We start from the raw sequence: 21,986 nt of genomic DNA on the forward strand, positions 1-21,986 counted from the left end.
TCATGTCAAACATCCCGACAGAAACGACCAACCTAGATTTGTTCGCCGAGCAAGAACCATCTAATGGCACAAATTACGATTCAGCTTACGATCAAACGACCCCAGTTTTTCAAACTGAAGATCGCCCCGGCGTGGCCGAACTGTTCGGCGTTGAAGAAGACAAAAAGTTAATTGATGGGCTTGCCCGATTTGAAGCCATTAATCCGTTTAGCTCTTTTATTGTGCAAGCACCGGCTGGCTCGGGTAAAACGGCTCTGTTAACGCAGCGATTTTTAGCTCTATTGTCGCAAGTCGACCAACCCGAACAGATCGTGGCGATGACCTTTACCAAAAAAGCCGCCGCTGAGATGCGTGACCGTATTATGGGCGCGTTAAAAATGGGATTGTTGACCGAGCTGCCTGAAAACGCTACCTTAAACGACTTTAATACCTGGCAATTGGCGAAAAGTGCCTTGCAACAAAATAACCACCAGGCCTGGTCACTGCTGCAAAACCCCAACCGTCTGCGCATCAAAACCATTGATGGTCTGAACAGCTATCTGGTCGGCCAAATGCCGTTGTTATCCAAGATGGGGGCGCCGTCGCAGATTTCGCATAAGGTGGATTCATCCTATAAAGAGGCGGTGCACTTAACCTTAAAAACACCTGAGTTAGAAGAAGCCGTGGCGCGTCTCTTAGGTTTGGTGAACGGTCGCTTTAACCGTGCTGAAAGTCTGTTGATGAATATGCTGAAAAAACGTGACCAATGGATGGGCAATCTATTACGCCTCAACGGAGATGATTCCCGAGCGAATCTAGAATCCGCTTTAGAGACGATTGTGTTAGACGAACTTAAGCAACAAGTTGCTATGTTAAGTCATGTTCGACCGCTGTTGGAGGAAGCCTGTCAGGTGGCGGAATACGCGGTGCAAAAGGATCAGCCAGAGTTAGATATCTTGTGCGGCGCTTGGCCTTTGAGCGATTCGCTATCTGACATTCAGGCTTGGCAGCGTTTGGCGGATTGGTTAATCACCAAAGACTCAAAAGGTATTCGCAAGACCGTCACCAAAAACAATGGTTTCCCCGCAGGCAAAGGCGAAGCCAAAGAGCGTAAAGACCAGTTTCTAAATGTCTTGGCAGGGTTACGAGAAGGCAATCAGTCGAAAGACGTTTTGGATGCATTAGCGATTTTAAAGGAATTGCCAGAACCGCATTACAGCGATGATCAGTGGTTGGATCTACAGTGGTTAATCCAGTTATTAAGAGTCTCCTCGGCCTATTTGAAAGTGGTCTTTCAATCCAGCGGACAAGCCGATTTTATCGAGATCGCCCAAGCGGCCAGTCAGGCATTAGGTCATGAATTAGAACCGACCGACTTGGCGCAACAGTTAGATTATCAAGTCAAACATTTGCTGGTCGATGAGTTTCAAGATACCAGTAGTGAGCAGTTTTCATTGATACGTAAATTGATTGCAGGTTGGCAGCCTGGAGATGGTCGAACCTTGTTTATCGTGGGTGATCCAATGCAATCGATTTACCGTTTCCGTGAAGCCGAGGTCGGTAACTTTCTCAAGGTTTGGCAAGGTAAGGTCGGTTCAGTCAATTTAACGCCATTGAACCTCAAGGTGAATTTCCGTTCTAGCCAAGGTGTGGTCGATTGGGTCAATCAAAACTTTAGCAAAGTCCTGCCGAAAGCCAATAATATCGAAAAGGGCGCGGTGAGTTACAGTGATTCGGTCGCCTTTTCAACCGATACAATGCCGGCGGTGCACAGCTTTTGGGCGGTCAATCGTTCGCATGAAGAAGAGGCCGAAGAGATCGTGGCGCTTATTCAACAACGCCTCTCGGAACTGAATGAAGGCGACGGCAAAAGCATCGCTCTGTTAGGCCGTTCTCGTTCCAGTTTAATGGGCATTGCCCGTCTATTGAAACAAGCCGGCATTGGTTTTAGAGCGGTTGATCTGGAAGCCTTGAACGAACGTCAAGAAGTTCAGGATAGTTTGGCGTTAAGCCGTGCTTTATTGCATCTGTCTGACCGTGCGGCGTGGATTGCGTTACTGCGTTCGCCTTTGGTTGGGCTATCGTTGAATGACCTGTTTGCGGTCATGGGCAACTGGCCTTATCAATCTGTCTGGTCTTGTTTAACCTATCCAATCTCAGCCTTAGACAAAGGGTCGCATCCAAAATCAGCAAACGACCAGGCCTGGTCACTTCAACAAATCCTGGCCGAAAAACAGCTTTCAGAGGAAGGTTTGCAGCGGTTAGTGCATGTTATTCCCATCTTGCAGCAGACCTTATCACGTTTAGGCAGTCTGCCTTTCTCAACCTTGGTCAGAGAGTGCTGGATTCAACTGGATGGCCCGCAGACGGTGGAAACACACTTGGCATTGGAGAATGTCGAGGTGTTTTGTCATACCTTGGCGGAGTTCGATGGTGAAGTGTTGGACTTTCAGCAACTCGAAACCATGATGGATGCGTTGTTTGCCCGAGCCGACAGCTCACCAGAGAGTCAGCGTATCGAGTTGATGACCATGCACAAATCCAAAGGGTTGGAGTTTGACAGCGTCATCCTACCTGGTCTGGGTCGCAAGCCACGGGGCGATGATACCGAACTGGTTTCTTGGTTCCAGTTTATGGCGGATGAGACAGAGTCCGAGATATTAGGCGAGTCTGCTGAAAAATTGGTGATTGCGCCGATTACCCAAAAAGGCCAAGGCGTTTCAAAATTAAGTCTGTTGCTGAAACGCTTTGAGTTGGAAAAACAGAATTATGAACTTGGTCGTCTATTGTATGTCGCCGCCACTCGAGCCAAACAAAAACTCTATCTATTTGGGCAAATCAACGTCAAAGAACCCGAAGACATTGACGTGGTGATTAATCCGGTGAGAGGCAGTATGCTGGAGGCGTTGTGGCCGTGCGTGAATTTAACCTTTACAAAATTACTGCACGAACATGAGTTTGTGGAGTTAGATCAAAGCCAACAGAAATCTCCTTGGCCGAAAGTCAGTCGCTTACCGCTGTTAAGAGCCGGTTTTAGCACACTGTTTCAGCCAGAGGCTGATCTGGTTAAGAGTGAGGACGAAATCGCTCGTACGAGCGCCACTGCAAGTATCAGTACCGATATCGATACAGGCACCGCCAAAACAGCCAATGTAACGGAAGCTACAAGCGATAAAACGTCACCAGAAGTCGACACTCTGTTTGCCAGCCGACAAGCATTGCTTAATACCTCGGTGGGTAATCTCGTGCATGCGGTATTAGAGCAGATGGTCGACGAAGGCATTGAAGTTTGGGATGCAACACGCCTAACCCAACGTCTGCCTTTCTACAAACAGTGGTTAGGCCAGCAAGGCTTAAAAGAGCGTGAGTTAGACGAAGCTTTACACCGTACCGAACACTCTTTGGCCAACGCCATCGGCAATCCGCAGTTGCGTTGGGCGCTCGGCAGTTCATTTGTCGAATCACAAACCGAACAACCGCTGACGGCTTTGGAAGAGGGTGGGCTCGTCAGCAACCATATTATTGATAGAACGTTTGTCGATGAAACGGGTTTGCGCTGGATTGTCGACTACAAAACCAGTATTCATCAAGGTAAGGTCGATGATAAGAAAGGCTTGGAACGGTTTATCCAACAGCAAGTGGAGCATTATCAGCCACAATTAGAACGTTACGGTCGTTTATTTGCAGAACTGGAAGATCGTCCACAAAAATGGGTGCTCTATTTTAGCTATATCGACCAATGGGTCGAGTTGAATTGATTTTGGCAACGGTCGTCATGGTTCAAACCCATTTTTAGATTAGAATGAACGCCAAATAGACAGATATCAACCAGTGAAGTTTGGCTTTCAGTAGAAGAGGAAATTGCAATGGAAAAGACACAACAACAGATTTTAAGACACCACGGTGGAGACGGAGAGCATGCCCGTCAAATGATTACCCAAACGTATGAGCGTCGTCACGATACCGACTTTTGGGAGTTCTGGAACGAACAGATGGCCCCGGTGATTAGTCATGGTGACTGTCTGCTGGATTTAGGCGCAGGCACCGGACAATTTGTCAGCGATTTAGCGCTGCGTTATCCGCATAATTCCGCTTTGGGGATTGATGCCGCAGACTATATGTTAGTCGCACAAGAAGCCCTGCCTGAAAATGGTCGCATGGTCAAAGGCGATTTGAACGAGCCACAAGTCAATATCGAAGACGGCCGCGTGGGTGTCGCCATGGCGAGTATGCTGGTGCATGAACTACCACAGCCGATTAATCTGTTTAAAGCAGTCTATAAGTGGCTAAAACCAGGCGGGCGTTTCTGTATCATTGATTTGGTCAGACGACCATTGGCCGAGTATCTAGAACATAAATTCCCTGATGGGCAGTTGTTCAAAACGGATGTTGAACGAGATGAGATGGAAGATGTGTTTGAGCATTTTCTAGAACACAATCGCTATCATGCCGATGACATACTCTATATGTTGAAAGGGGTGGGTTTTACGGTCATTGAGAATACGCCGCAACGTGATGGGCGTTTTGTTCGGATTGTGGTTGAGAAGTAGGGTTTGGGTTTGGGTTTGACCAGGCCTGGTTGTTTATTCTGAAGGTTTTTTAGAAAGACTTATAAAAGATAGGGTTTGCTGACTCCTGAAGTGTAAAAGGTTTAATCTGATTGTTATACGCTACAGTGAAACCTACGCATGAACTTGCTTAGCAGATTGCTTGAATGATTAAAGTTATCTAGCTGATTTTGAGGCCTAACTTTTTTGGTTTATGGAAAATGTTTGTAACCATTTTCATCATAACGGTAATCTCCCGATTGACCTTTTCCTAAGTCAAAATTGGGCGCATCTTCTTCCGTCATGTCTTCTGAAGAATCGTTGTTGCTAGTAGTCATAGGTTCGTCAAAGAAAAACTTAAACAAAATAACAAACACGCTAAAGAATAAAACGATAGTTGCTTTTCCGTACTTAAATAATGTATTCATAATGCTCTTCTAATAAAGAATTCTCTGTTTCGTTAGGTTCTAATTTAACAGTATAAAATACGTTTGCAAGCAATTATTTTAATTTATTTTTATTTTTCAACGGTTTATATTGTGCAAGTTATTTAATAAGTATTGTACCAATGTAAAGATTGGGAATTTGGTGCAGTTCTTATTAGTAGTTGGATAGAAGTTTATGAGTCAGTCCTATTAAGATGTAATAATATTTATCTGGAAAAGGGGGACGCTACCCTTTTATTTAAAAATTTTCAGAAAAACCATATTGAGTTCCATTGTTTCCAGGCCTTGTAAGTTTATTAATCTGATTTCTGATTAGGTTGAGAAGCCTTTTTATTTTCGTCGTTCACTAGTCTTTTTCCTATTCGGCTTCCCGTCACTTTATTTGCTTGTCCAAATAAAATAACCAAACAAAAGACACCCTGCTGACGCCCTCTATTTCACTAAGCTTGTCCGCTGACATTCCCTAAACTCGCTTCGCTCAGACACAGGGAATGTTTAAACGCGTCCTTCACTAAGTTCAATGACGATTGCTTACAAAAGGGGAGGTCTCCACGTGAGTTTGTCTATTCTGATTTAGGTCGTTGTAGTGCTTTTGGATTTGACCAGGCCTGGTCAATTTAAATTTAGAGTTTATCTGAAAACTTAAACTTCACACCGAAGTCCCCCCTTTGAAAGCAATCGTGCGATTCCCTTAACGAAGTGAACGGTTAAAAATCCCAGGTGTCTGAGCGAAGCGAGTTCTGGGATTTCAGTGAATGAGTTTAAGGAATGCCGATTGATTGAGCGGGGTGCCCTTTTGTGGTGACTATTTTGGGCACGCAAAATAGTCACGTGAAGCCTTTAAGGCAATAACTTTAGAAAGCAGGTGCTCAGAAAGGCTTCTCAACAGCCATTAGAAGCAATTTTGAATAACTTCAAAAGAATCCAACCAGGCCTGGTAAGTTTATTAATTTGATTTATGGTGTTGTTGAGAAGCCTGTTTATCTTCATAGTTCGTCATTATTTTTCTTATTCGGCTTCCCGTCACTTTATTTGCTTGTCCAAATAAAGTAACCAAACAAAAGACACCCTGCTGACGCCCTCTATTTCACTAAGCTTGTCCGCTGACATTCCCTAAACTCGCTGTGCTCAAACATAGGGAATGTTTAAACGCGTCCTTCGCTAAGTTCAATGACGATTGCTTACAAAAGGGTAGGTCTCCACGTGAGTTTGTTTATTGTTGTTTGGGTCTTCTAGTGCTTTTGTATTTGCCCAGGCCTGGTCACTTTTAGTTTTAAGTTTATCTGAATCATCAAATCCCACGCCAAATTCCCCTTTGAAAGCAATCGAGCAATTCCCTTAACGAAGTGAACGGTTAAAAATCCCAGGTGTCTGAGTACCCCAAGGGCATTTGCTTCGCGTGCACGAGCGAGTTCTGGGATTTGAGTGAATGAGTTTAGGGAATGCCGATTGATTGAGCGGGGTGCCCTTTTGTGGTTACTATTTTGGGCACGCAAAATAGTCACGTGAAGCCTTTAAGGGAATAACTTTAGAAAGCAGGTGCTCAGAAAGGCTTCTCAACAGCCATCAGAACCAATTTCGAATAACTTCAAAAGAATCCAACCAGGCCTGGTAAGCTTATTTTGAACTAAATCGTTTCGGCCTAGATTCATATAGTTTTTACACTGACTCCGATCTTCATGAGCTAAGGATTGAGGCAAATTATTCGCTTTTAGCTCATCATGAGGTTTTGAACCTAGTGAACAAAAGCAGAGTTATTACCTTACTTGCAGACCTTAATTTTGCTTTAAATCATATTTTAAATCAACTATTGGCGTTAACACTTTAGTATTAAATGTACAGATGTTAGCATAAGGTTATTAACTTTATTGATAGGGATTGTAAAGCCATAAAATGATGCCAAATAATACAAAACAAGAGATTGTTGAACTTTCCCTTAAGTGCTTTTCACAGTTTGGTTTTAGCAAAACCAATATGTCTATAATCAGCGAGTATACCGGTTACTCTAGAGTGACTGTGCATAAGTACTTCAAAAATAAAAAAACTTTATTTAGAAGTGTTGTGCAATTGTGTACCAAAAATTCTATTAGTGCAGCAGAAGATAGAATGCAGAAAATTCAGTTAACTAATCCTTGGGATATGATTGAAGAGTATTTAATGGCCATTGGCAAAAAAGTGTTTGAAAATGTGCAAGATGATTATATTTTAAAAGATTTACAAAGTGCCGTTCATGACGAGGCAAAAGATATTGTTGATGCTAAACAAGCCATTACCATTAAGTTTATTCAGAATGAACTTGAACAAGGGATGAAACAAAACTTACTTGATTTGGAATCCATTCATACAACCGCTGAAGAGCTGGCCTATTTAATTGATTATTCTTATTATGGCATTATGCGCAATGCAACTGTGCACGATATACCGAATCACGTGCATCGTTTGATTAAGGTTTATAGAAGCGCGACACAGGTGGCATAAAGCCTTTACGTTGTGGGTTGCAAAGACTTGATTGTTATCTTTCTGCGCGAGTAACGTGTACCTGAAGATTAATCTTTACTGTTGAGTTCAGCTTCTATTACTTTGCGTTCATTTATCCACTTCTGCTGTTCAAAATCGACATTCATGCAGCTATAACAATGTTCTTTAAAGATTCCTACTTTAGCTAAAAGCCAGTGGATTTTACAACCTAAGCAAAAACCAAATACCGCTTCTAGCCACATAAAAGCAAAACAAACACCCACGAGTAATGGAATAAAATTAGGCATCCAATTTGTGGTGGTGGGTAATAATTCTTTAGAAAATAAAGTATTAACAGCTACTGCCACCGTGTCGGGATGAAAAAAAGTTAAGCACGATAGAATTAACGCGGCGCCAATGGCCCAAGCAAAACGTTTTGGTTTTAGTGGATCCCATCTTGGACGGATATTTCGCGTCAAAAAGGTGGCGATATGAATCGTTGGTGAAAGATACGCCGTTCTAACAAACATACCGACAATCATTTCAAATAAGCCATAAAACAATACAAACGTTGGAATCGTGTAATCAAAAGGCGTTTTAAAAGCCTGAACATTAAATATAACTCTAAAACTGTCTGTCATTTCAAATGTTTCTTCCGAAAACGTATTTGGTGTTACCGTCCAGGTAGGGGCAAGAACGGTGGTGAAGAGTATGATCACCATATAGATGGGGATTAACAGCATTAACCCCGCGCGCAATTGAACTGCATATTTATTGATAAATATGATGTCTTCTGTCTTATCTTGAAACCAAAGGTTTTTAAAATGATATTTAAGCATTTTTCTTTCAATCCATATTGATTCATGTCGTTTGAGTATACAAGGTTAACATTTATTATATATGTGTAAAGTCAAAATGGTGTTAAAGAATGTGGTCGACTGTGAATGAAGTCTATGAAGAGCGAATTATTCAGTTTGTTTTTAAATAAACACCATGCAGGCAATTTTTAAATTTAACCGATGCTGATGCCCTCCATTTTCCTCAGTTTGTCTGCTGACCTACTCTAAACTCCCGTATCGATCAGATACAGGGAAGGTTTAAACGCGAAATTTTTTTAGGCACTAGGACCGTATTCTATTAGGTATTGAATAATGATATTTTTGTCATTACAAAGAATGGGTAACTTCTCTGCAAAGTAAAGTCTGCTGAGTGTAAAATTGATAATAGTGGGTTGGTTTTAAGTCTCTTGTTGTATCAAAATCATAGGTTGTGTCGTTAAATTGAAAAATATTTTAAGAACAGTTTCTGAACAATTTGGGAGTTTATTAGACTCGGGTGCCAACAAACTTGATGATTGGTTCATCAAGGATGTCCATAAAATTGCCATCACCGGTTTAAGTCGTAGCGGTAAATCAATGCTGTTCACCAGCTTGATGACGACCCTTAAATACCGCTCAGAAGAAAATTATAATTGCCTTCCGCTGCTGAAAAGCCTGCCTATTGAATTCGTTGAAGGGATGAAGCTTGATGCGATTGAAAGCTATGAGCTTTTCCCGATTAAAGACCACATTCAATCTCTCGAAAATCAACGCTGGCCAAAACCTACTGAACAACTTTATGGTTTCAGGCTCACGATCAGGCTGAAAGAGACAGGCTCCATTAAAAAATACCTGTTACCACACAAGGAGATAGTCTTTGAGTTTTTAGATTATCCGGGTGAATGGATTACTGATATGCCGATGCTGAATAAAACGTTTTCACAATGGTCAGATTCTGCATGGGCTCAACAGATGACTGAACCGCAAAGTTACTATGCACAAGAGTGGCATCACTTTACACGAGCGTTTAATTTTGACTTGGTGCCCGATGATGACTCCATTGCATGTGTTGTAAACGAATACCGACACTATTTAAAAAAATCAAAAGCAGGTGGGATTTCACTGCTGCAACCAGGGAGTTTTTTAATTTCGGGGTCGGGTTTTGATTGGGAGCATCATGGGTTTGCCCCTTTACCCACCAAGGTCACAAGTGATTTATCGAATCCTTGGAATAAAGTGTTTTCAAATAACTATCAACTGTTTTTGAATCAATGGCTAAAGCCCTTAAAAGAAAACAGCTTTAAAGAGTCTGACAAGCAAATTATTCTGATTGATCTGTTTGAAGGGTTAAACCATAGCAAACTTCATCTTCAGCAACTCAAAGAGACCTTAAGTAATCTCTCTGAAACCTTTGTTTACGGTAATCCAAGCTGGTTTAGCAAAACCGTATTACGCAATACGGCCATTGGTAAAGTCGCTTTCGTTGCGACAAAATCAGACCTTATTCCTGAATCTCAAAAACCTCAACTCTTATCGTTGTTGCAAGACATTACCGAAGGTGCGAGAGCAAAGTTTGAAGAAAAGGATATTGAATTTGATCACTTTCTGGTCTCGGCAATTCAGGCCACCGACTCAGGTTTGTCAAAGAACAGCTTAAGATATACCAACTTACAGGATGAATATATTGAGGTGGAGTTTGAAGATATTCCAACAAGTTTAAAATCAATGAATCGTGATGAAAACTTCCCGGTTCTGCCGGTTAAGGTGCCTAAAGATTTCTTACCAAGAATTCTCAATGGCCGCGGTATGGATCGTTTATTTCAGTACCTGTTAGAGTGATAAAAGAGTGAGAAGGCATTATGGAATCTAATTTTGAACAACCGACTTACCGGCCAAAAATTAAGCAAACTCCTCTTCATGAGGCGCAACCGGTGCAAGCTTTACCAGAGAAATCCATTAGACTTGATTTAGATGATGACAAAAATAGTGGGGTCTCACTCTGGTTATGGGCCTTAGGACTGGGGGTGCTAAGCATTTTATCGTTTTCAGTCTTTCATGCCATACAAACGATTGACTCTTATTTTAATACCTACCCAATACTGTCCAGTTTCTTAGGATTAGGGTTAGGGGCATTTATCTTGGCAATTGCGTTGTTGATATACAAAGAAGTTAAAGGCTATTTGGATGTCAGTCAATTCGTGGATTCTAAAGTTGACTTAAAGGCGCTTGAAACCTTAGGTGATCGACACTCCACGCTAAACAAACTTCAAAACCACGCCTCACTCGTATCAAAATCCAGCTACGCTTCTCGTTGTTTTAGACAGTTCGAATCCGCCATTAATTCAGATTTAAGTAACCATGAAATTATTGGTTTATATCAATCGAAAGTGGCAGAACCTATTTTAAAAAAAGCAGAGGAGGTGTTAAAGAAAGAGTCTTTTGTGAGCGGAGGCTTGGCTTTTATAAGTCCCAATACCTTAATTCAAACTTTATTGTTTGCTTGGATAAGTGTCAGGACACTTAAACGTATTGCGAGGGTGTTTGGTTTGAGACCAGGGATTACTGGTAACTGGAAGCTTATTAGAGTGGCTGCTGAAAATATGGCCGCGCAAAGCTTTTTTGATCTAGCCACAGATGAAATAACCAATCAAATTGGCAGTTCTTTAGCGGCTAAATTTATGGAAAACTCTGCAGAAGCCGTTGCCGCTGGGGCACTTAATATCCGTCTCGGAAAAGCATTAATTCAGCTGTTAAACGAAGCCAAACATGGGTGATTTAATGAGAAGTAATCCGGTGTATGCCTTTTAAATACTTCCACATAAAAGCAACCAGGCCTGGTCATTGATCATGAATTATTTTTGAAAAGCTTTATCAAAAGGCTTGGCTCTTAAAAACCTGTATTGTCGGAGTGGTAACGTGCCTGGTTGCCACGTTAATCACGGATGTTATTTGAACTGTTTATCTTGTCATTTCTCTCAACATCCAAGACGTTTTTTCATGGATGCGCATACGATCAGACACTAACGCTACGGTGGATTCATCGTTCGCTTCTTGTGCTAATTTCAAGACTTGACGCGAAGTTTTTACAACCTGTTCGTGACCTTTAGTCAATAAATCCACCATTTTGGAGGCACTAGGAACCCCTTCGACTTCTTTAATGGTACTTAATCTTTCAAATTCCTTAAAGGTTCCTGGTGCCGCGACATCTAGGGTACGAATACGCTCGGCAATGTCATCAACCGCTAATGCCAACTCAGTATAATGTTCTTCAAACATTAGGTGTAATACGCGAAATTGTGGTCCAGCCACATTCCAATGGAAATTATGTGTTTGTAAGTACAGGGTATAAGAATCTGCCAAAAGGTGTTTCAAACCTTCGGCTATTTTTAGTCTGTTTTCTTTGCTAATACCGATATGTATGTTACTCATTTCATTTACCTCATTTAAGTGGATTCAATTAATCATGGTTATGATTATGGTTTGCAATTTATACGTACTAGGCATTATATAGTAAGTTTTTTTTGGTTTAAATGTTTTGGGGTTATTTTTAATGGAAAACTTAAAATAAAGTCTGTGCTGTAAACAAGTTTTGTCATTTGTGCCCAGTTTAACTTCTCAATATTTTATTAAATAAGGGTCACTTGAATGGTGCGTTAAGCGACAAAGTGTTTTGTTTATCGCTACGGTCTCTTGAATAGAGGGGTTGGGTTACTGAAAGGTCTTGCCTTTGTGTTTAAGCCAGCCATCAATATGATGGTGTCCTGGATCATGGTGTGTCCAGTGTACTATACCTCCTTTTGAATTCCATTCGTACTCCCCATAAAAATGCACCGTATCACCTTTGCTTAGGCCGTTAATACGTGATGCCAAATCGATGTTATGAACGATGAGCAAGGTGTGACCGGAGGCCATTCTGAGAATGAATTTTTGATGCCTGCTACCGTGGGTGTCATCGGCTAAATTTTTAACGACTGTACCAGAACCTTGAACCTGAACATTACTTTGCCAGTTTTCAAAGGCATTGACAAGCGCTCTGTCATGATTGGTATTTTGCCCCGCAGAAGTTTGAGAGAAAGAAGGAAAGATTTCTGCCAAGCCATAAAGCGAAAAGGTGATGATCAGGAGGAGGAGTATTTTTTTCATATGATGTCCTAATTTCAGTCAATTGCCTTTATTGTCACGTTCTACGGCCCATCGTCATGGGCATCATCTTTGGTTAAGGCCCGAATGGGTTTCGACCTTGTCCTTTTGTACCATTTTACCAGCCAAATTGAGACGCCTACGCCTGCTAAAATAGCAAAAAGCAATAATTCATATTTTTTAATATCCCCCATGAGCAGTTCAACGGTGTTGCCAAGCAGGTACCCTAAAGTTCCAACCACACTTGCCCAGACTGCGGCCCCGATAATATTTAAAATAAGAAAACGTAATGGTGACACTCGGCTTGCACCAATGATAAACGGGGTGACGGTTCGTAATCCGTAGAGAAATCGAAACCCTAAAATTACCCATACTTGATGACGGTCAAGCAATGTAAAGACTTTGTCTGATTTTATTTTCCAGTGAGGTCGTTTTTCCAGGAACTCTTTACCTTTGATACGACCTAGGTAAAAAAAGAGTTGATCCCCAAATAAGGTGCCTAGAAATGCACAAACAATCACCCACGGAAGCTCTAGATAACCTCTATGTGCCGCCAAACCGCCAAGGATAAGGATCGTTTCCCCCTCTAAGAAAGTCCCGATGCCTATCGCGGCATAACCATAGGTAGATATCAATTCTGCAAGTGACATTTTTGTGATCAGCTAATGTGTTAATGAGGCTTTCTAATATATCTGGATTAAGCGGTGAATTACAGCTTTATTCAAATACGAATGTTTCTAAGGTGGATAAGACATTTTGGGTGAGGTTTTTGCTACACTCTCTAGATCATTGAAACGATGGCTTAAGCTGATTTTGCACTAAGCATCGGAAGGAAGTAAGCGAGAGCCGCTTCATTTGAAAGAACTCAATGAACTAGAAAATTACTCCCCAAAGGGTTGGCTAACAGTTTTTCAAACTCTGCTACAGGAAGAGGTTTGGCAAATAAGTAACCTTGGCCATAATCGCAACCTGCATTGATAAGCAGGTCTTGTTGACCTTGCGTTTCAATACCTTCCGCGATGACTTTTAAGCCTAACTTGTGCGCCATGACGATAATGGCCTCACATAACGCTAAGTCATTCGAGTTGGCTTGTAAGTTTTGGACAAAAGAACGATCTATTTTTAAAAAATCGATGTCTAATTTATTTAAATAAGAAAGTGACGAATAGCCTGTACCAAAGTCATCTAATGCCACTTGGATGCCGGCATCACGATACTCCAATAGAGTCTTTTTGACATCTTCATTTGCATTAAGAAGAGTACCCTCGGTGATTTCGATGACCACACTTTGATTATCCAGCCCGTTTTGTTTTAACAGCTCAGCCCAGTCACTGGCAATATGAGCGCTGTCGTGAAATTGGTTAGGTGACTTGTTAATGCTGATTTTGAGTTCTGGGTCATAGATGGCACGCCAATGCTTGAGTTGCTGCACAGCCGTCTGGAATACCCATTCTCCAATTTCAGTAATTAAGCCAATTTCTTCCGCGAGCGAAATGAATTGAGAGGGCATAATGATATCGTTGTTACTGTCTGTCCAGCGGATTAAGGCTTCGGCCTTAATGAGTTGCCCAGTGTCGAGGTTAATGATAGGTTGGTAGTAGAGTTGAAATTGATTATTTTGCAGTGCTAGGCGTAAGCTGTTGGTTAAAACCATGCGCTCTTGAGCCTGTTGACTCATGGACGCAGTATAGTAATGATACTGGTTGCGGCCTAGGTTTTTGGCGGCGTACATCGCTTGATCGGCGTTCTTGAGAAGGCTTTCTGCATTGCTGGCATCATCAGGGTATATCGTTACACCCATACTGGCTGAAATGAACAGTTTATTGTCGGCATCCAGTATGAATGGCTCTCTCAGTGTACCGAGAATTTCATGTAAAATGCGATTTATGATATTGGTTTCGTTGAGTTCGGGCAAAAGCAGAATGAATTCATCTCCTCCTATACGCGAGACGGTATCGGTATCACGAACACAATGGCTAATACGTTTTGCCGTTTCTATGAGTAGAGTATCACCCATACTATGACCCAATGTGTCGTTGACGTCTTTAAAATTGTCTAAATCCAGGAACACCACTGCAAACTCACCTCCATGATGTTTAGAATGGAGAATAGCTTGTTCGAGTCGATCGTTAAACATTTTACGATTTGGCAGCTGGGTTAAATCATCGCGGTAAGTTTGCGATAAAATGAGGGCTTCTGATTTTTTACGTCTGCTGATATTGCGCAGGGTACCGATCAGACGGAGAGGTTTTCCTAACGCATCCCTTTCGATAACTTGCCCCGACTCGTAAAACCATTCATACCCTTTTTTAGCAGTCTTTTTTCGCAGTTCAGAAGTATAGGCTGGTGATTCCTGCTCTAAGTGTCTTCTTAACTTTGCATCCGACTTCTTAAAATCATCCGGATGAATACCGTTGCGATATTTGGGAGCTTTAAGCGGAGAATAGCCAAGTAACTCGATATAGGTCTCACTGTAATAAAAGACACCCGTTTCAAGATTCCACTCCCATAACCCAGTATTAGTAGACTTAAGCGCCAGTAATAAACGCTCATTTTGTAGGTGTTGTTCATGTAATAGGCTGTTTAATTGATGGGCGAAAACACCGAGTTCATCCGTGGAAGCGGGGGTGATAATAAACTTGGAAATTTCATTACTTAGATCCAATGGTGCATTGATCAGCGCGTTTAATGGCTTGAGAGATTGGTGCAGACTTTTTATGAGCAGAAGTGTCCCTGCAATCGCTAATAATTCTAATAAAAGCCAGACAACAAAGGTGTCAAATCCAAAATAGCCCGTTTTGGTCCAGTAATATTGCACTAACATGGAGTCGATTAACAGTGGCATCAAAGCCCCAATTAAAAAGATACGCATCTTGATGGTGAAAATTGGGCGCTTAAAAGGCACATCACTGAAGGTTTTGCCGAAAAGATCGAAGATTTTTATAAAAATAGGGATGCCGACAATGATCGAAATAATAAGTGCAACTAGATGTACTTGAAACCAGTCAATCGGTTGGGCAATATAATCAGTGTACCTTTGCGCGGCTGTAATCATGACGGCAGGGGCTAATAATAAGAAACTTAAAAACATTCCCCAATAATGTATTGGGAAACGTTGAATGCGATGGATTACTTGCGAATGTAAGCTTTTTTTGGGTGCTTCAAGGTAGCGGACCCAAACATGAGCGAAACGGTAGAAATACCCAATAGCAAATGCAAAAGCAATCGCTAAAAATAACGACTTTAAAGGCATAGTGAGTACTGTAATCATCTGCTGAAGCGTAAAGATATCAATATATATTAAGGCACTCAAACCGATAATAGGTGGCAATATCCAAGTCAGAATGATGAGTGACATAAACGTCTTTTGAAAGTGTTTGGCGGTTGTATTCATCTTGGCTGCTATAGGGCTCTAAAAATGGGGTTTTAAAAGGCTAGTCGTCATTCTATATTAAATGTTTATAGCATTGTGATTTTACACAAAATCTCGGTCAAATACCTTATTATAATTATGGTTAAATGAATGTGGGTTTGCCAAGTTTAAATCATTATGTATAAATCGGGTTTTTCGTCGTCGTTCAGAGGCGTTTAATTGAGCCCATTTTAGTGTGGAATCCGGTGTGGCAAGTCAATGCTAAGCCCCAAACGCATCTTCAATCCATTCTGGTGTGGTTTGTTGGCCTTCGAAGGTAATGACATCGAACTGCATGGGCAGCGTTGCTAAATCGGGGTGTTTGAGTAAAAAGGTCTGTGCGCAGCGCACGATTCGCTGTTGTTTTTTTAGCGTGACAAATTCAGCAGGGTGACCATAAAGACTGTTTTTTCGGTATTTGACTTCAAAGAAGATAATACGGGTCGTTTTCCCCGATGGGTTCGGATTGAGAAGATTAGTGTGTTCGGACAAGCCAATCAAATCAATTTCCCCACCTCGACAATGGAAGTTTTGGGCGATGATTTTAATATGATTTTGTTCTAACCAGGCACGGGCCTGTCGCTCTTTCTGCTGACCTTGTGTGAGAGGTTTACATTTTAACCATTTCTCAAACATGACCGATTAACTCTCATTTAGTAATTTTGTTGGAGAATTTATTTTTGGTTTAGAAAAAGGCCTGTTTGATCAGTGGGCGGCATAGATTCAATTAAACCGTCGTTATTGTATTGTGCCCAGACCAGTTTCTGTAAGAATTCATGTTCATTGAGTGACAATAAACCGGTCTTGCCATTGTCTAGAATGGCACCCACTCGCATCTTGTTCATTTGAGAAACCAGTTGAAAGCTATCCCAGCCATACGCCTCAAACGGTGTGTTGAGTTCGTCTGGATTGAGCGATGCTGGATACGTTAAAAACTTAACGCCTTTTAAATCGACATAGGGACGGTTGTCCTGAAGGTTTTTGGGTGAAAGTTGAGTTGAACCATACACTGGAACTTTGAGTTCAAAGAATGCGAATTGCGGTTTGAATACGGCAATTCGACTCCGGTTATCTAGGATGACAATGGCATCGAAATCCTGACGCATTCTTGGAAAGAATGAAAGCGATTGGCCTATCGACCAGCGCAGATTGTTATAGCGTGCCTGACTGGTTTGTGCATTAATCAATTTTTCCAAAGCATCTCGTAATTTGGGATTTTCATCGGGATAAATACTCAACGTCGCTGAACGCTGTGGTTCTTCCTGCCATGCCTCTTGGAGTGCTTGTGCTTTAGAGGACTCCATGCGTCCATCGTTGGACAATATACCAATGTGACGATAGTTATGCTTGTTGAATAATGCAATCATTTGTGAGATTTCATCGGCCGACTTAAAGCTGAACTGGTAAAATGCAGCGGCTTCAATTTTATTGAGAGCAAGAATGTTTGGATCGTCTAAATGGACCAGTTGTTCAAGCGCCTCTTTACGTAAAGGACCGATTACAAAGTCCGCACCTTCCCGTTTGGCTTGATGATAAACCGATTCAACTTGATCAAGTTGAAAGCTGTCATAAAACTTAAGTGTGATTGATTGATCGGATGCCAAAAATGCTTTCAACATACCGTTTTGGATTTGCTTGCTAACCTGCTCGTATTTACCTTGAAAAGGCAGTAATACGGCGATTTGTTTAACGGCAGCGACACCTGATAGTTTCTGTTGTAACTCAGGCAGTAAATGATTCTGATAGATGGCGATCTTATCGTTATTTTCAGTACGGTGGGCAGAAAGGTTTTGCAGTGACGCTTCTATTTTCTGAGCTGGACCGTTTAAAATAGACAGTAATGTAGCCCACGCCTGGACGCTTGGATCATGGTGTTGACGAATAGCGTCAATCGTTGCTGAATCTACATATTTAAGTCGATTCCAAACGTCTTGCTCAATCTCAGCCTGGCTATCATCATCATCACTTTGTTGCCAAAGATGATTGCTGAGTTGAATGTAAGTTGTCCAGTCTTGCATCTCTGCAGTAAGCTTAATCTGAAGCCGTAGTTCGTCTTGGCTAAAAGATTGCAATTCTTCTGCGGGTAAGCTTTCTTTAGTATCCGTTTGGATCACTTTCGCAGTGACTTTAAGGTCTGATGCCTTTCTAAGCGGCTGATTCGAACAGGCAGACAGACCAATCAAGCTGGTGAAAAGTAGGCTGTTGATGAGATAAAAAGGAATTGTTTTTTTCATTTTAGATAGAATAAGTGTAATTAATGTAGTTGAATTATATAGCATCGTTTGTTAACGGATTGCAAGATCCTTCTTTTTTATTTCATTTTCCCCCAAAAAGGTTTTTTATGACGCACTCCACCACCCCAATTTCAGGGGGTACTGGCATTTTGTATATTGTGGCGACACCGATTGGAAATCTAAAAGATATTACCCGCAGAGCGGTCGAAATATTAGAGTCTGTTGATTGGGTTGCAGCAGAAGATACACGTCATACCCGGCCGCTGTTGCAATATTTGGGCATGAATAAAACGCTTATCAGCTTACACGAGCATAATGAAAAAAGTCGCAGTGAACAATTGTTGGAGAAGCTGCGTAATGGAGAAAACGGGGCGTTGGTTTCAGATGCAGGCACGCCTTTAATTAATGATCCTGGATACTACCTGGTGAAATTGTTGCGTGAAAAAGGGGTTGATGTGGTGCCGATTCCTGGTCCAAGTGCCGTCATTACCGCGTTATGTGCTGCGGGTTTACCGACAGCTCGTTTTAGCTATGAAGGTTTTTTACCAGCAAAGTCGAATAAACGTTTAGCAGTGTTGGCAACACTGGTTGATGATGTACGCACTTTAGTTTTTTATGAATCACCGCACCGTGTCATCACCAGCCTAGCAGATTTTCAGACGGCTTTTGGTTCTGATCGTGAAATGGTGGTGGCCAGGGAGCTGACGAAAAAATTTGAGCAATTTGTCTCAGGTACTATTGCCGAGGTTGTTGAATATTTCACGGAAAACCAGGATAAAGTTCGTGGTGAATTCGTCTTTATGTTGAGTGGTGCAGAGGAGAAAGAGGTCGTAGAATTATCGACAATGGATGAGTTGATTTTGACGCTTTTGAAACAGAATTTACCTGTTAAGCAGATCTCTGAAATAGTGGCGGACTATGCCGGTATTAAGAAAAAACCCATCTATAACCGTGTATTGGAATTAAAAAAAGAGTAGTCCTTAAAGTAATCCCGAGGCTTTTAGGGCTTTAATAGAGTAAATGTCATAACGAGTATTAGGGCTTGAAATCTCTGCTGATGGGGTGAGTCGAGGATTGTTAAGCTGAAGAATGGGCGCACTTTTTGGACGCTTAACCACGACACGATAAGAGGCTGTTTGCAACGCAGCTTGCAGTAAGTTTTCACTGTCTCTATCAGGGCCGACCAAATTTTGTAAGGCTTTCATCTCTTTTTTGGTCGCAGCATTCTTTTTCTTTTCTGGATACATCGGATCCATATAGATGACATCCACCACAGGTTTTTGCGACAATAGATAGTCCGTAGCATCGGCTTGCAGTAAACTCATATTCATGATGATACCCAGCAACTCTGGATCTGATTCTTTATCTGATAAGCATCGTAAGCTGTCTTGGACACGTTTTAATCCATCTTCTAACAGCGCCGCGACGGCTACTGAACGTTCAATCATTTGTACCTTAAAACCCTGCGAAGCGATGACAAAGCTATCGCCACCCATGCCAGCGGTCGCATCCAAAACAGTCGGCAGGCCCTCCTTGAGTTTCCCCATGGCGCGCACTAAAGGTTGACCTTTACCTCCGCCAAAGTGGCGGCGATGGGCTTTTTTACCTGAACCAAAATCAATAAACACCGGGCCACTATCTTGGTAAAACAGAGCCAGTTTTGGAATGGGGTCTTTTTTAACCCAGTGCCAACCTAACGTCATGTCGGCAGAGTGTTGCAAATCAATGGGTAGGTTAAATCGCTCGCTCAAAAGTTGTGCGGCTTTGGGTTCCGTTAAATGGCTTATCGCTAGGCTGGCAATGGCATGCGAGGCAGATGTGCTGGTCTCTGACATAGTGTGAATCAAGTCATGTTAATTTTAATAATGACTATCTTAAAGTAATTGTCTATTGTGGGTGTTTAAATTGCTTTCTATAATACAAGATACTGGTTCTTTCAGTGTGGCAGTATATTTGTTTAGTTCATTAAAACCGACCTAAACCGGGTAAATCGAACGGATAAAATAGGGTGGTTAAATGAGACTTAGGGAGGTGTTAGTAAGGTGATAAGTTACAAACGACGTAATTGGCGTGTGTTATGCAACGTGGCAGCGGCCTTGATGCTCAGTATTGCCTTGCCTATTCAAGCACACGCAGAGCACCACTCCGGTTCGGTCACCACGGCTGGCCCCCAAGTGAGTTATTTTAATCAATTGGATCAAGCCGGGATTTTGCTGCTTAATGAAAAAACGGCCGTGTTGCAAGCTAAATCCGAACAACACCATTTTATTCCGGCTTCCACTACTAAGCTTTTAACGGCTTTATTAGCGTTACGCCATTGGGGGGCTGATTACCGCTTTAAAACGGCTTTCTCGCTGGTAGAGGGTCGGGTCTCTTCGGGCCATGACGTAAATGAATCTATTGCGCCGGTATTGCTTGTGAAAGGCTATGGCGACCCGTTTCTTGTCTCTGAAGAGTTGGTTGTCATCGCTAAAGCCTTGGCAAAACGCCTAAATAAACGGGGTATTCATACGTTATCCGGCATTCAGTTGGATACGTCGTATTTTGCCACTCATCTCAATATGCCGGGGGCTGGCGACAGTGATAATCCTTATGATGCCATTCCTTCCGCTTTAGCGGCTAATTTTAATACGGTTTATGTTCGTAAAACGTCTTCAGGATTCGAGTCGGCAGAGCCACAAACCCCCATCACATTAACAGCCTTGCAAATCGCTCGGGACATTTCGCATTTTGAAAAGACGCCTGAGGGACTGATTAAACGCGTGAATTTGGGAACCGATGAACAGCTGGGGCAACGTTATTTTGCAGAGCTTTTAAGAGCCTTTCTGCGCAATGAAGGAGTTACTGTTGCTCCTCAACTCAGTTGGAAAACGCCCTCTGAAAGGACGTCATTAGCAAAATCTAACCCAAACCCGTTGAACCCGTCTTCGAGGTTGTTGTATTTGCACGAAAACAGTCGGACTTTAGAGGATATGGTACGTCCAATGATGTTGTATTCCACCAACTTTGTGGCGAATCAACTGGCATTGGATCTAAGTGCCGAACTGATGAGAGGTCCTGCCGATGAGCATTCAGTCGCCCAAATGTATCAGCAGACCTTAAAGAGTGTCTTTGGCTGGAGTGATTTTCATATTGAAGATGGCGCTGGATTATCAAGAGAAAATCGCCTCTCACCAAGACAGTTAATTGACGTTTTAAGTGCTTTCAAACCCTGGAGACATCTCTTGCCTGAAGTTGAAAAAAATGTATTTGCAAAATCGGGCACATTATTAGGCGTGAGTACCTTGGCAGGGTATATCCATGCCGGCAATGAGTGGTATCCGTTTGCATTTATGATCAATCAAAAAGTGCCATACCATTATCGAAACAGGTTGATTAAAGAGCTTAGTGAGCGGTACTAAAGTGACCAGGCCTGGTCGTTTCTGATAAGAGCTTTCATCATAAAATCTATTTAGGATGAATACTTTCGATGATAATAGCCTTTTAGATCAGTTTCGAGTAATATACGCACCCTAAAGTGGGTTGGACAACCGCGGGGGTGTTTACACCTCGGAGGAAAGTCCGGGCACCATAGAGCAGGATTCCAGCTAACGGCTGGGCGGTGAGAGCCGACGGACAGTGCAGCAGAAAATACACCGCCGATGACTCGCTTGCGAGAACAGGTAAGGTTGAAATGGTGCGGTAAGAGCGCACCGCGCTTCTGGTAACAGAAGTGGCAGTGAAAACCCAATTCGGTGCAAGACCAAATAGGGAAACGCCGTGGCTAGGCTTGTCTTAGTCACAACCTGCTGCTCGCAGGAGTTTCCGGGTAGGTTGCTTGAGGCTGGCAGTGATGTCAGTCCAGATGAATGGTTGTCGCTCGCAAGAGTACAGAACCCGGCTTATAGACCCACTTTTCCTTTTTCTTTTAGATGGAATGTCTCAATTCCTCTTCCGTTTCAAGCCTCTTATAC

16 protein-coding genes and 1 other RNA gene are annotated in these 21,986 nt (G+C 42.2%); 8 read left to right on the top strand and 9 right to left on the bottom strand.

All coding sequences use genetic code 11. The annotated features are described in order from the left end of the window. Positions 1-2: 2 nt before the first annotated feature. Both F612_RS0100230 and F612_RS0100235 read left to right on the top strand, forming a co-directional pair. Complete coding sequence (locus F612_RS0100230; RefSeq protein ID WP_019555724.1) at positions 3-3,737, top strand: UvrD-helicase domain-containing protein; 3,735 nt, start codon at positions 3-5, stop codon at positions 3,735-3,737. 108 nt (positions 3,738-3,845) lie between these two features. Next, entirely contained in the window at positions 3,846-4,529 is a 684-nt protein-coding gene (locus F612_RS0100235) for a class I SAM-dependent methyltransferase (protein ID WP_019555725.1), read from the top strand. 209 nt (positions 4,530-4,738) lie between these two features. Here the strand turns inward: F612_RS0100235 and F612_RS0100240 are convergent, their stop codons facing one another. Further along, a complete protein-coding gene (locus F612_RS0100240; RefSeq protein ID WP_019555726.1) occupies positions 4,739-4,954 on the bottom strand; it encodes a hypothetical protein in 216 nt (71 codons plus the stop codon). A 1,914-nt stretch (positions 4,955-6,868) separates the two neighbouring features. Between F612_RS0100240 and F612_RS0100250 the strand changes: the two genes are divergently transcribed. Beyond that, complete coding sequence (locus F612_RS0100250; protein WP_157760436.1) at positions 6,869-7,450, top strand: TetR/AcrR family transcriptional regulator; 582 nt, start codon at positions 6,869-6,871, stop codon at positions 7,448-7,450. A gap of 68 nt (positions 7,451-7,518) precedes the next feature. Here F612_RS0100250 and F612_RS0100255 read toward each other — a convergent pair whose 3' ends face one another. Continuing rightward, complete coding sequence (locus F612_RS0100255) at positions 7,519-8,268, bottom strand: DUF4395 family protein (RefSeq protein WP_019555729.1); 750 nt, start codon at positions 8,266-8,268, stop codon at positions 7,519-7,521. Positions 8,269-8,709: 441 nt separating this feature from the next. Here F612_RS0100255 and F612_RS0100260 point away from each other — a divergent pair, with 441 nt between their 5' ends. Together F612_RS0100260 and F612_RS11800 are read left to right on the top strand one after the other, a co-directional pair. Further along, positions 8,710-10,086, top strand: a complete 1,377-nt coding sequence (locus tag F612_RS0100260) for a YcjX family protein (RefSeq protein WP_019555730.1) — start codon at positions 8,710-8,712, stop codon at positions 10,084-10,086. A 20-nt stretch (positions 10,087-10,106) separates the two neighbouring features. Continuing rightward, positions 10,107-11,021 carry a YcjF family protein gene (locus F612_RS11800; RefSeq protein WP_019555731.1) on the top strand — a complete coding sequence of 305 codons (915 nt, stop codon included), beginning with the start codon at positions 10,107-10,109 and terminating at the stop codon, positions 11,019-11,021. A gap of 184 nt (positions 11,022-11,205) precedes the next feature. Here the strand turns inward: F612_RS11800 and F612_RS0100270 are convergent, their stop codons facing one another. The 6 genes from F612_RS0100270 to F612_RS0100295 all read right to left on the bottom strand — a co-directional run bounded on the left by F612_RS0100270 (position 11,206) and on the right by F612_RS0100295 (position 18,033). Next, the gene (locus F612_RS0100270) at positions 11,206-11,676 is read right to left on the bottom strand and encodes a Dps family protein (protein WP_019555732.1); all 471 of its coding nucleotides are present in this window, start codon (positions 11,674-11,676) and stop codon (positions 11,206-11,208) included. Between the two features lie 279 nt (positions 11,677-11,955). Next, positions 11,956-12,390: a DUF3465 domain-containing protein gene (locus F612_RS0100275; RefSeq protein ID WP_019555733.1), complete on the bottom strand. Its 435-nt coding sequence runs from the start codon at positions 12,388-12,390 to the stop codon at positions 11,956-11,958. Between the two features lie 41 nt (positions 12,391-12,431). Next, complete coding sequence (locus F612_RS0100280) at positions 12,432-13,037, bottom strand: DedA family protein (protein ID WP_019555734.1); 606 nt, start codon at positions 13,035-13,037, stop codon at positions 12,432-12,434. 215 nt (positions 13,038-13,252) lie between these two features. Continuing rightward, positions 13,253-15,781, bottom strand: a complete 2,529-nt coding sequence (locus F612_RS11805) for a putative bifunctional diguanylate cyclase/phosphodiesterase (protein WP_019555735.1) — start codon at positions 15,779-15,781, stop codon at positions 13,253-13,255. Positions 15,782-16,021: 240 nt separating this feature from the next. Beyond that, complete coding sequence (locus F612_RS0100290) at positions 16,022-16,435, bottom strand: YraN family protein (protein WP_019555736.1); 414 nt, start codon at positions 16,433-16,435, stop codon at positions 16,022-16,024. Between the two features lie 38 nt (positions 16,436-16,473). Then, positions 16,474-18,033 carry a penicillin-binding protein activator gene (locus tag F612_RS0100295; RefSeq protein ID WP_157760437.1) on the bottom strand — a complete coding sequence of 520 codons (1,560 nt, stop codon included), beginning with the start codon at positions 18,031-18,033 and terminating at the stop codon, positions 16,474-16,476. Between the two features lie 107 nt (positions 18,034-18,140). On the opposite strand from F612_RS0100295, the gene rsmI reads away from it, so the two are divergent. Further along, entirely contained in the window at positions 18,141-19,010 is an 870-nt protein-coding gene (rsmI, locus tag F612_RS0100300) for a 16S rRNA (cytidine(1402)-2'-O)-methyltransferase (protein WP_019555738.1), read from the top strand. A 3-nt stretch (positions 19,011-19,013) separates the two neighbouring features. Here the strand turns inward: rsmI and F612_RS0100305 are convergent, their stop codons facing one another. Further along, complete coding sequence (locus F612_RS0100305) at positions 19,014-19,868, bottom strand: class I SAM-dependent methyltransferase (RefSeq protein WP_019555739.1); 855 nt, start codon at positions 19,866-19,868, stop codon at positions 19,014-19,016. Between the two features lie 207 nt (positions 19,869-20,075). Here F612_RS0100305 and F612_RS0100310 point away from each other — a divergent pair, with 207 nt between their 5' ends. Further along, positions 20,076-21,434: a D-alanyl-D-alanine carboxypeptidase gene (locus F612_RS0100310; protein ID WP_157760438.1), complete on the top strand. Its 1,359-nt coding sequence runs from the start codon at positions 20,076-20,078 to the stop codon at positions 21,432-21,434. A 113-nt stretch (positions 21,435-21,547) separates the two neighbouring features. Then, positions 21,548-21,933: RNase P RNA component class A (gene rnpB / locus F612_RS13005), an RNA gene on the top strand. Positions 21,934-21,986 lie beyond the last annotated feature (53 nt).

It is taken from the genome of Thiomicrorhabdus arctica DSM 13458 (genome assembly GCF_000381085.1).
GTDB classification, from domain to species: domain Bacteria; phylum Pseudomonadota; class Gammaproteobacteria; order Thiomicrospirales; family Thiomicrospiraceae; genus Thiomicrorhabdus; species Thiomicrorhabdus arctica.

What these genes read in the sequence shown, in the direction of transcription:
- F612_RS0100240 (WP_019555726.1), bottom strand. Translation starts at nt 4,954, where the DNA reads ATGAATACATTATTTAAGTACGGAAAAGCAACTATCGTTTTATTCTTT.
- F612_RS0100235 (WP_019555725.1), top strand. Translation starts at nt 3,846, where the DNA reads ATGGAAAAGACACAACAACAGATTTTAAGACACCACGGTGGAGACGGA.
- F612_RS0100280 (WP_019555734.1), bottom strand. Translation starts at nt 13,037, where the DNA reads ATGTCACTTGCAGAATTGATATCTACCTATGGTTATGCCGCGATAGGC.
- F612_RS0100295 (WP_157760437.1), bottom strand. Translation starts at nt 18,033, where the DNA reads ATGAAAAAAACAATTCCTTTTTATCTCATCAACAGCCTACTTTTCACC.
- F612_RS0100250 (WP_157760436.1), top strand. Translation starts at nt 6,869, where the DNA reads ATGCCAAATAATACAAAACAAGAGATTGTTGAACTTTCCCTTAAGTGC.
- rsmI (WP_019555738.1), top strand. Translation starts at nt 18,141, where the DNA reads ATGACGCACTCCACCACCCCAATTTCAGGGGGTACTGGCATTTTGTAT.
- F612_RS11805 (WP_019555735.1), bottom strand. Translation starts at nt 15,781, where the DNA reads ATGAATACAACCGCCAAACACTTTCAAAAGACGTTTATGTCACTCATC.
- F612_RS0100230 (WP_019555724.1), top strand. Translation starts at nt 3, where the DNA reads ATGTCAAACATCCCGACAGAAACGACCAACCTAGATTTGTTCGCCGAG.
- F612_RS0100290 (WP_019555736.1), bottom strand. Translation starts at nt 16,435, where the DNA reads ATGTTTGAGAAATGGTTAAAATGTAAACCTCTCACACAAGGTCAGCAG.
- F612_RS11800 (WP_019555731.1), top strand. Translation starts at nt 10,107, where the DNA reads ATGGAATCTAATTTTGAACAACCGACTTACCGGCCAAAAATTAAGCAA.
- F612_RS0100275 (WP_019555733.1), bottom strand. Translation starts at nt 12,390, where the DNA reads ATGAAAAAAATACTCCTCCTCCTGATCATCACCTTTTCGCTTTATGGC.
- F612_RS0100255 (WP_019555729.1), bottom strand. Translation starts at nt 8,268, where the DNA reads ATGCTTAAATATCATTTTAAAAACCTTTGGTTTCAAGATAAGACAGAA.
- F612_RS0100270 (WP_019555732.1), bottom strand. Translation starts at nt 11,676, where the DNA reads ATGAGTAACATACATATCGGTATTAGCAAAGAAAACAGACTAAAAATA.
- F612_RS0100305 (WP_019555739.1), bottom strand. Translation starts at nt 19,868, where the DNA reads ATGTCAGAGACCAGCACATCTGCCTCGCATGCCATTGCCAGCCTAGCG.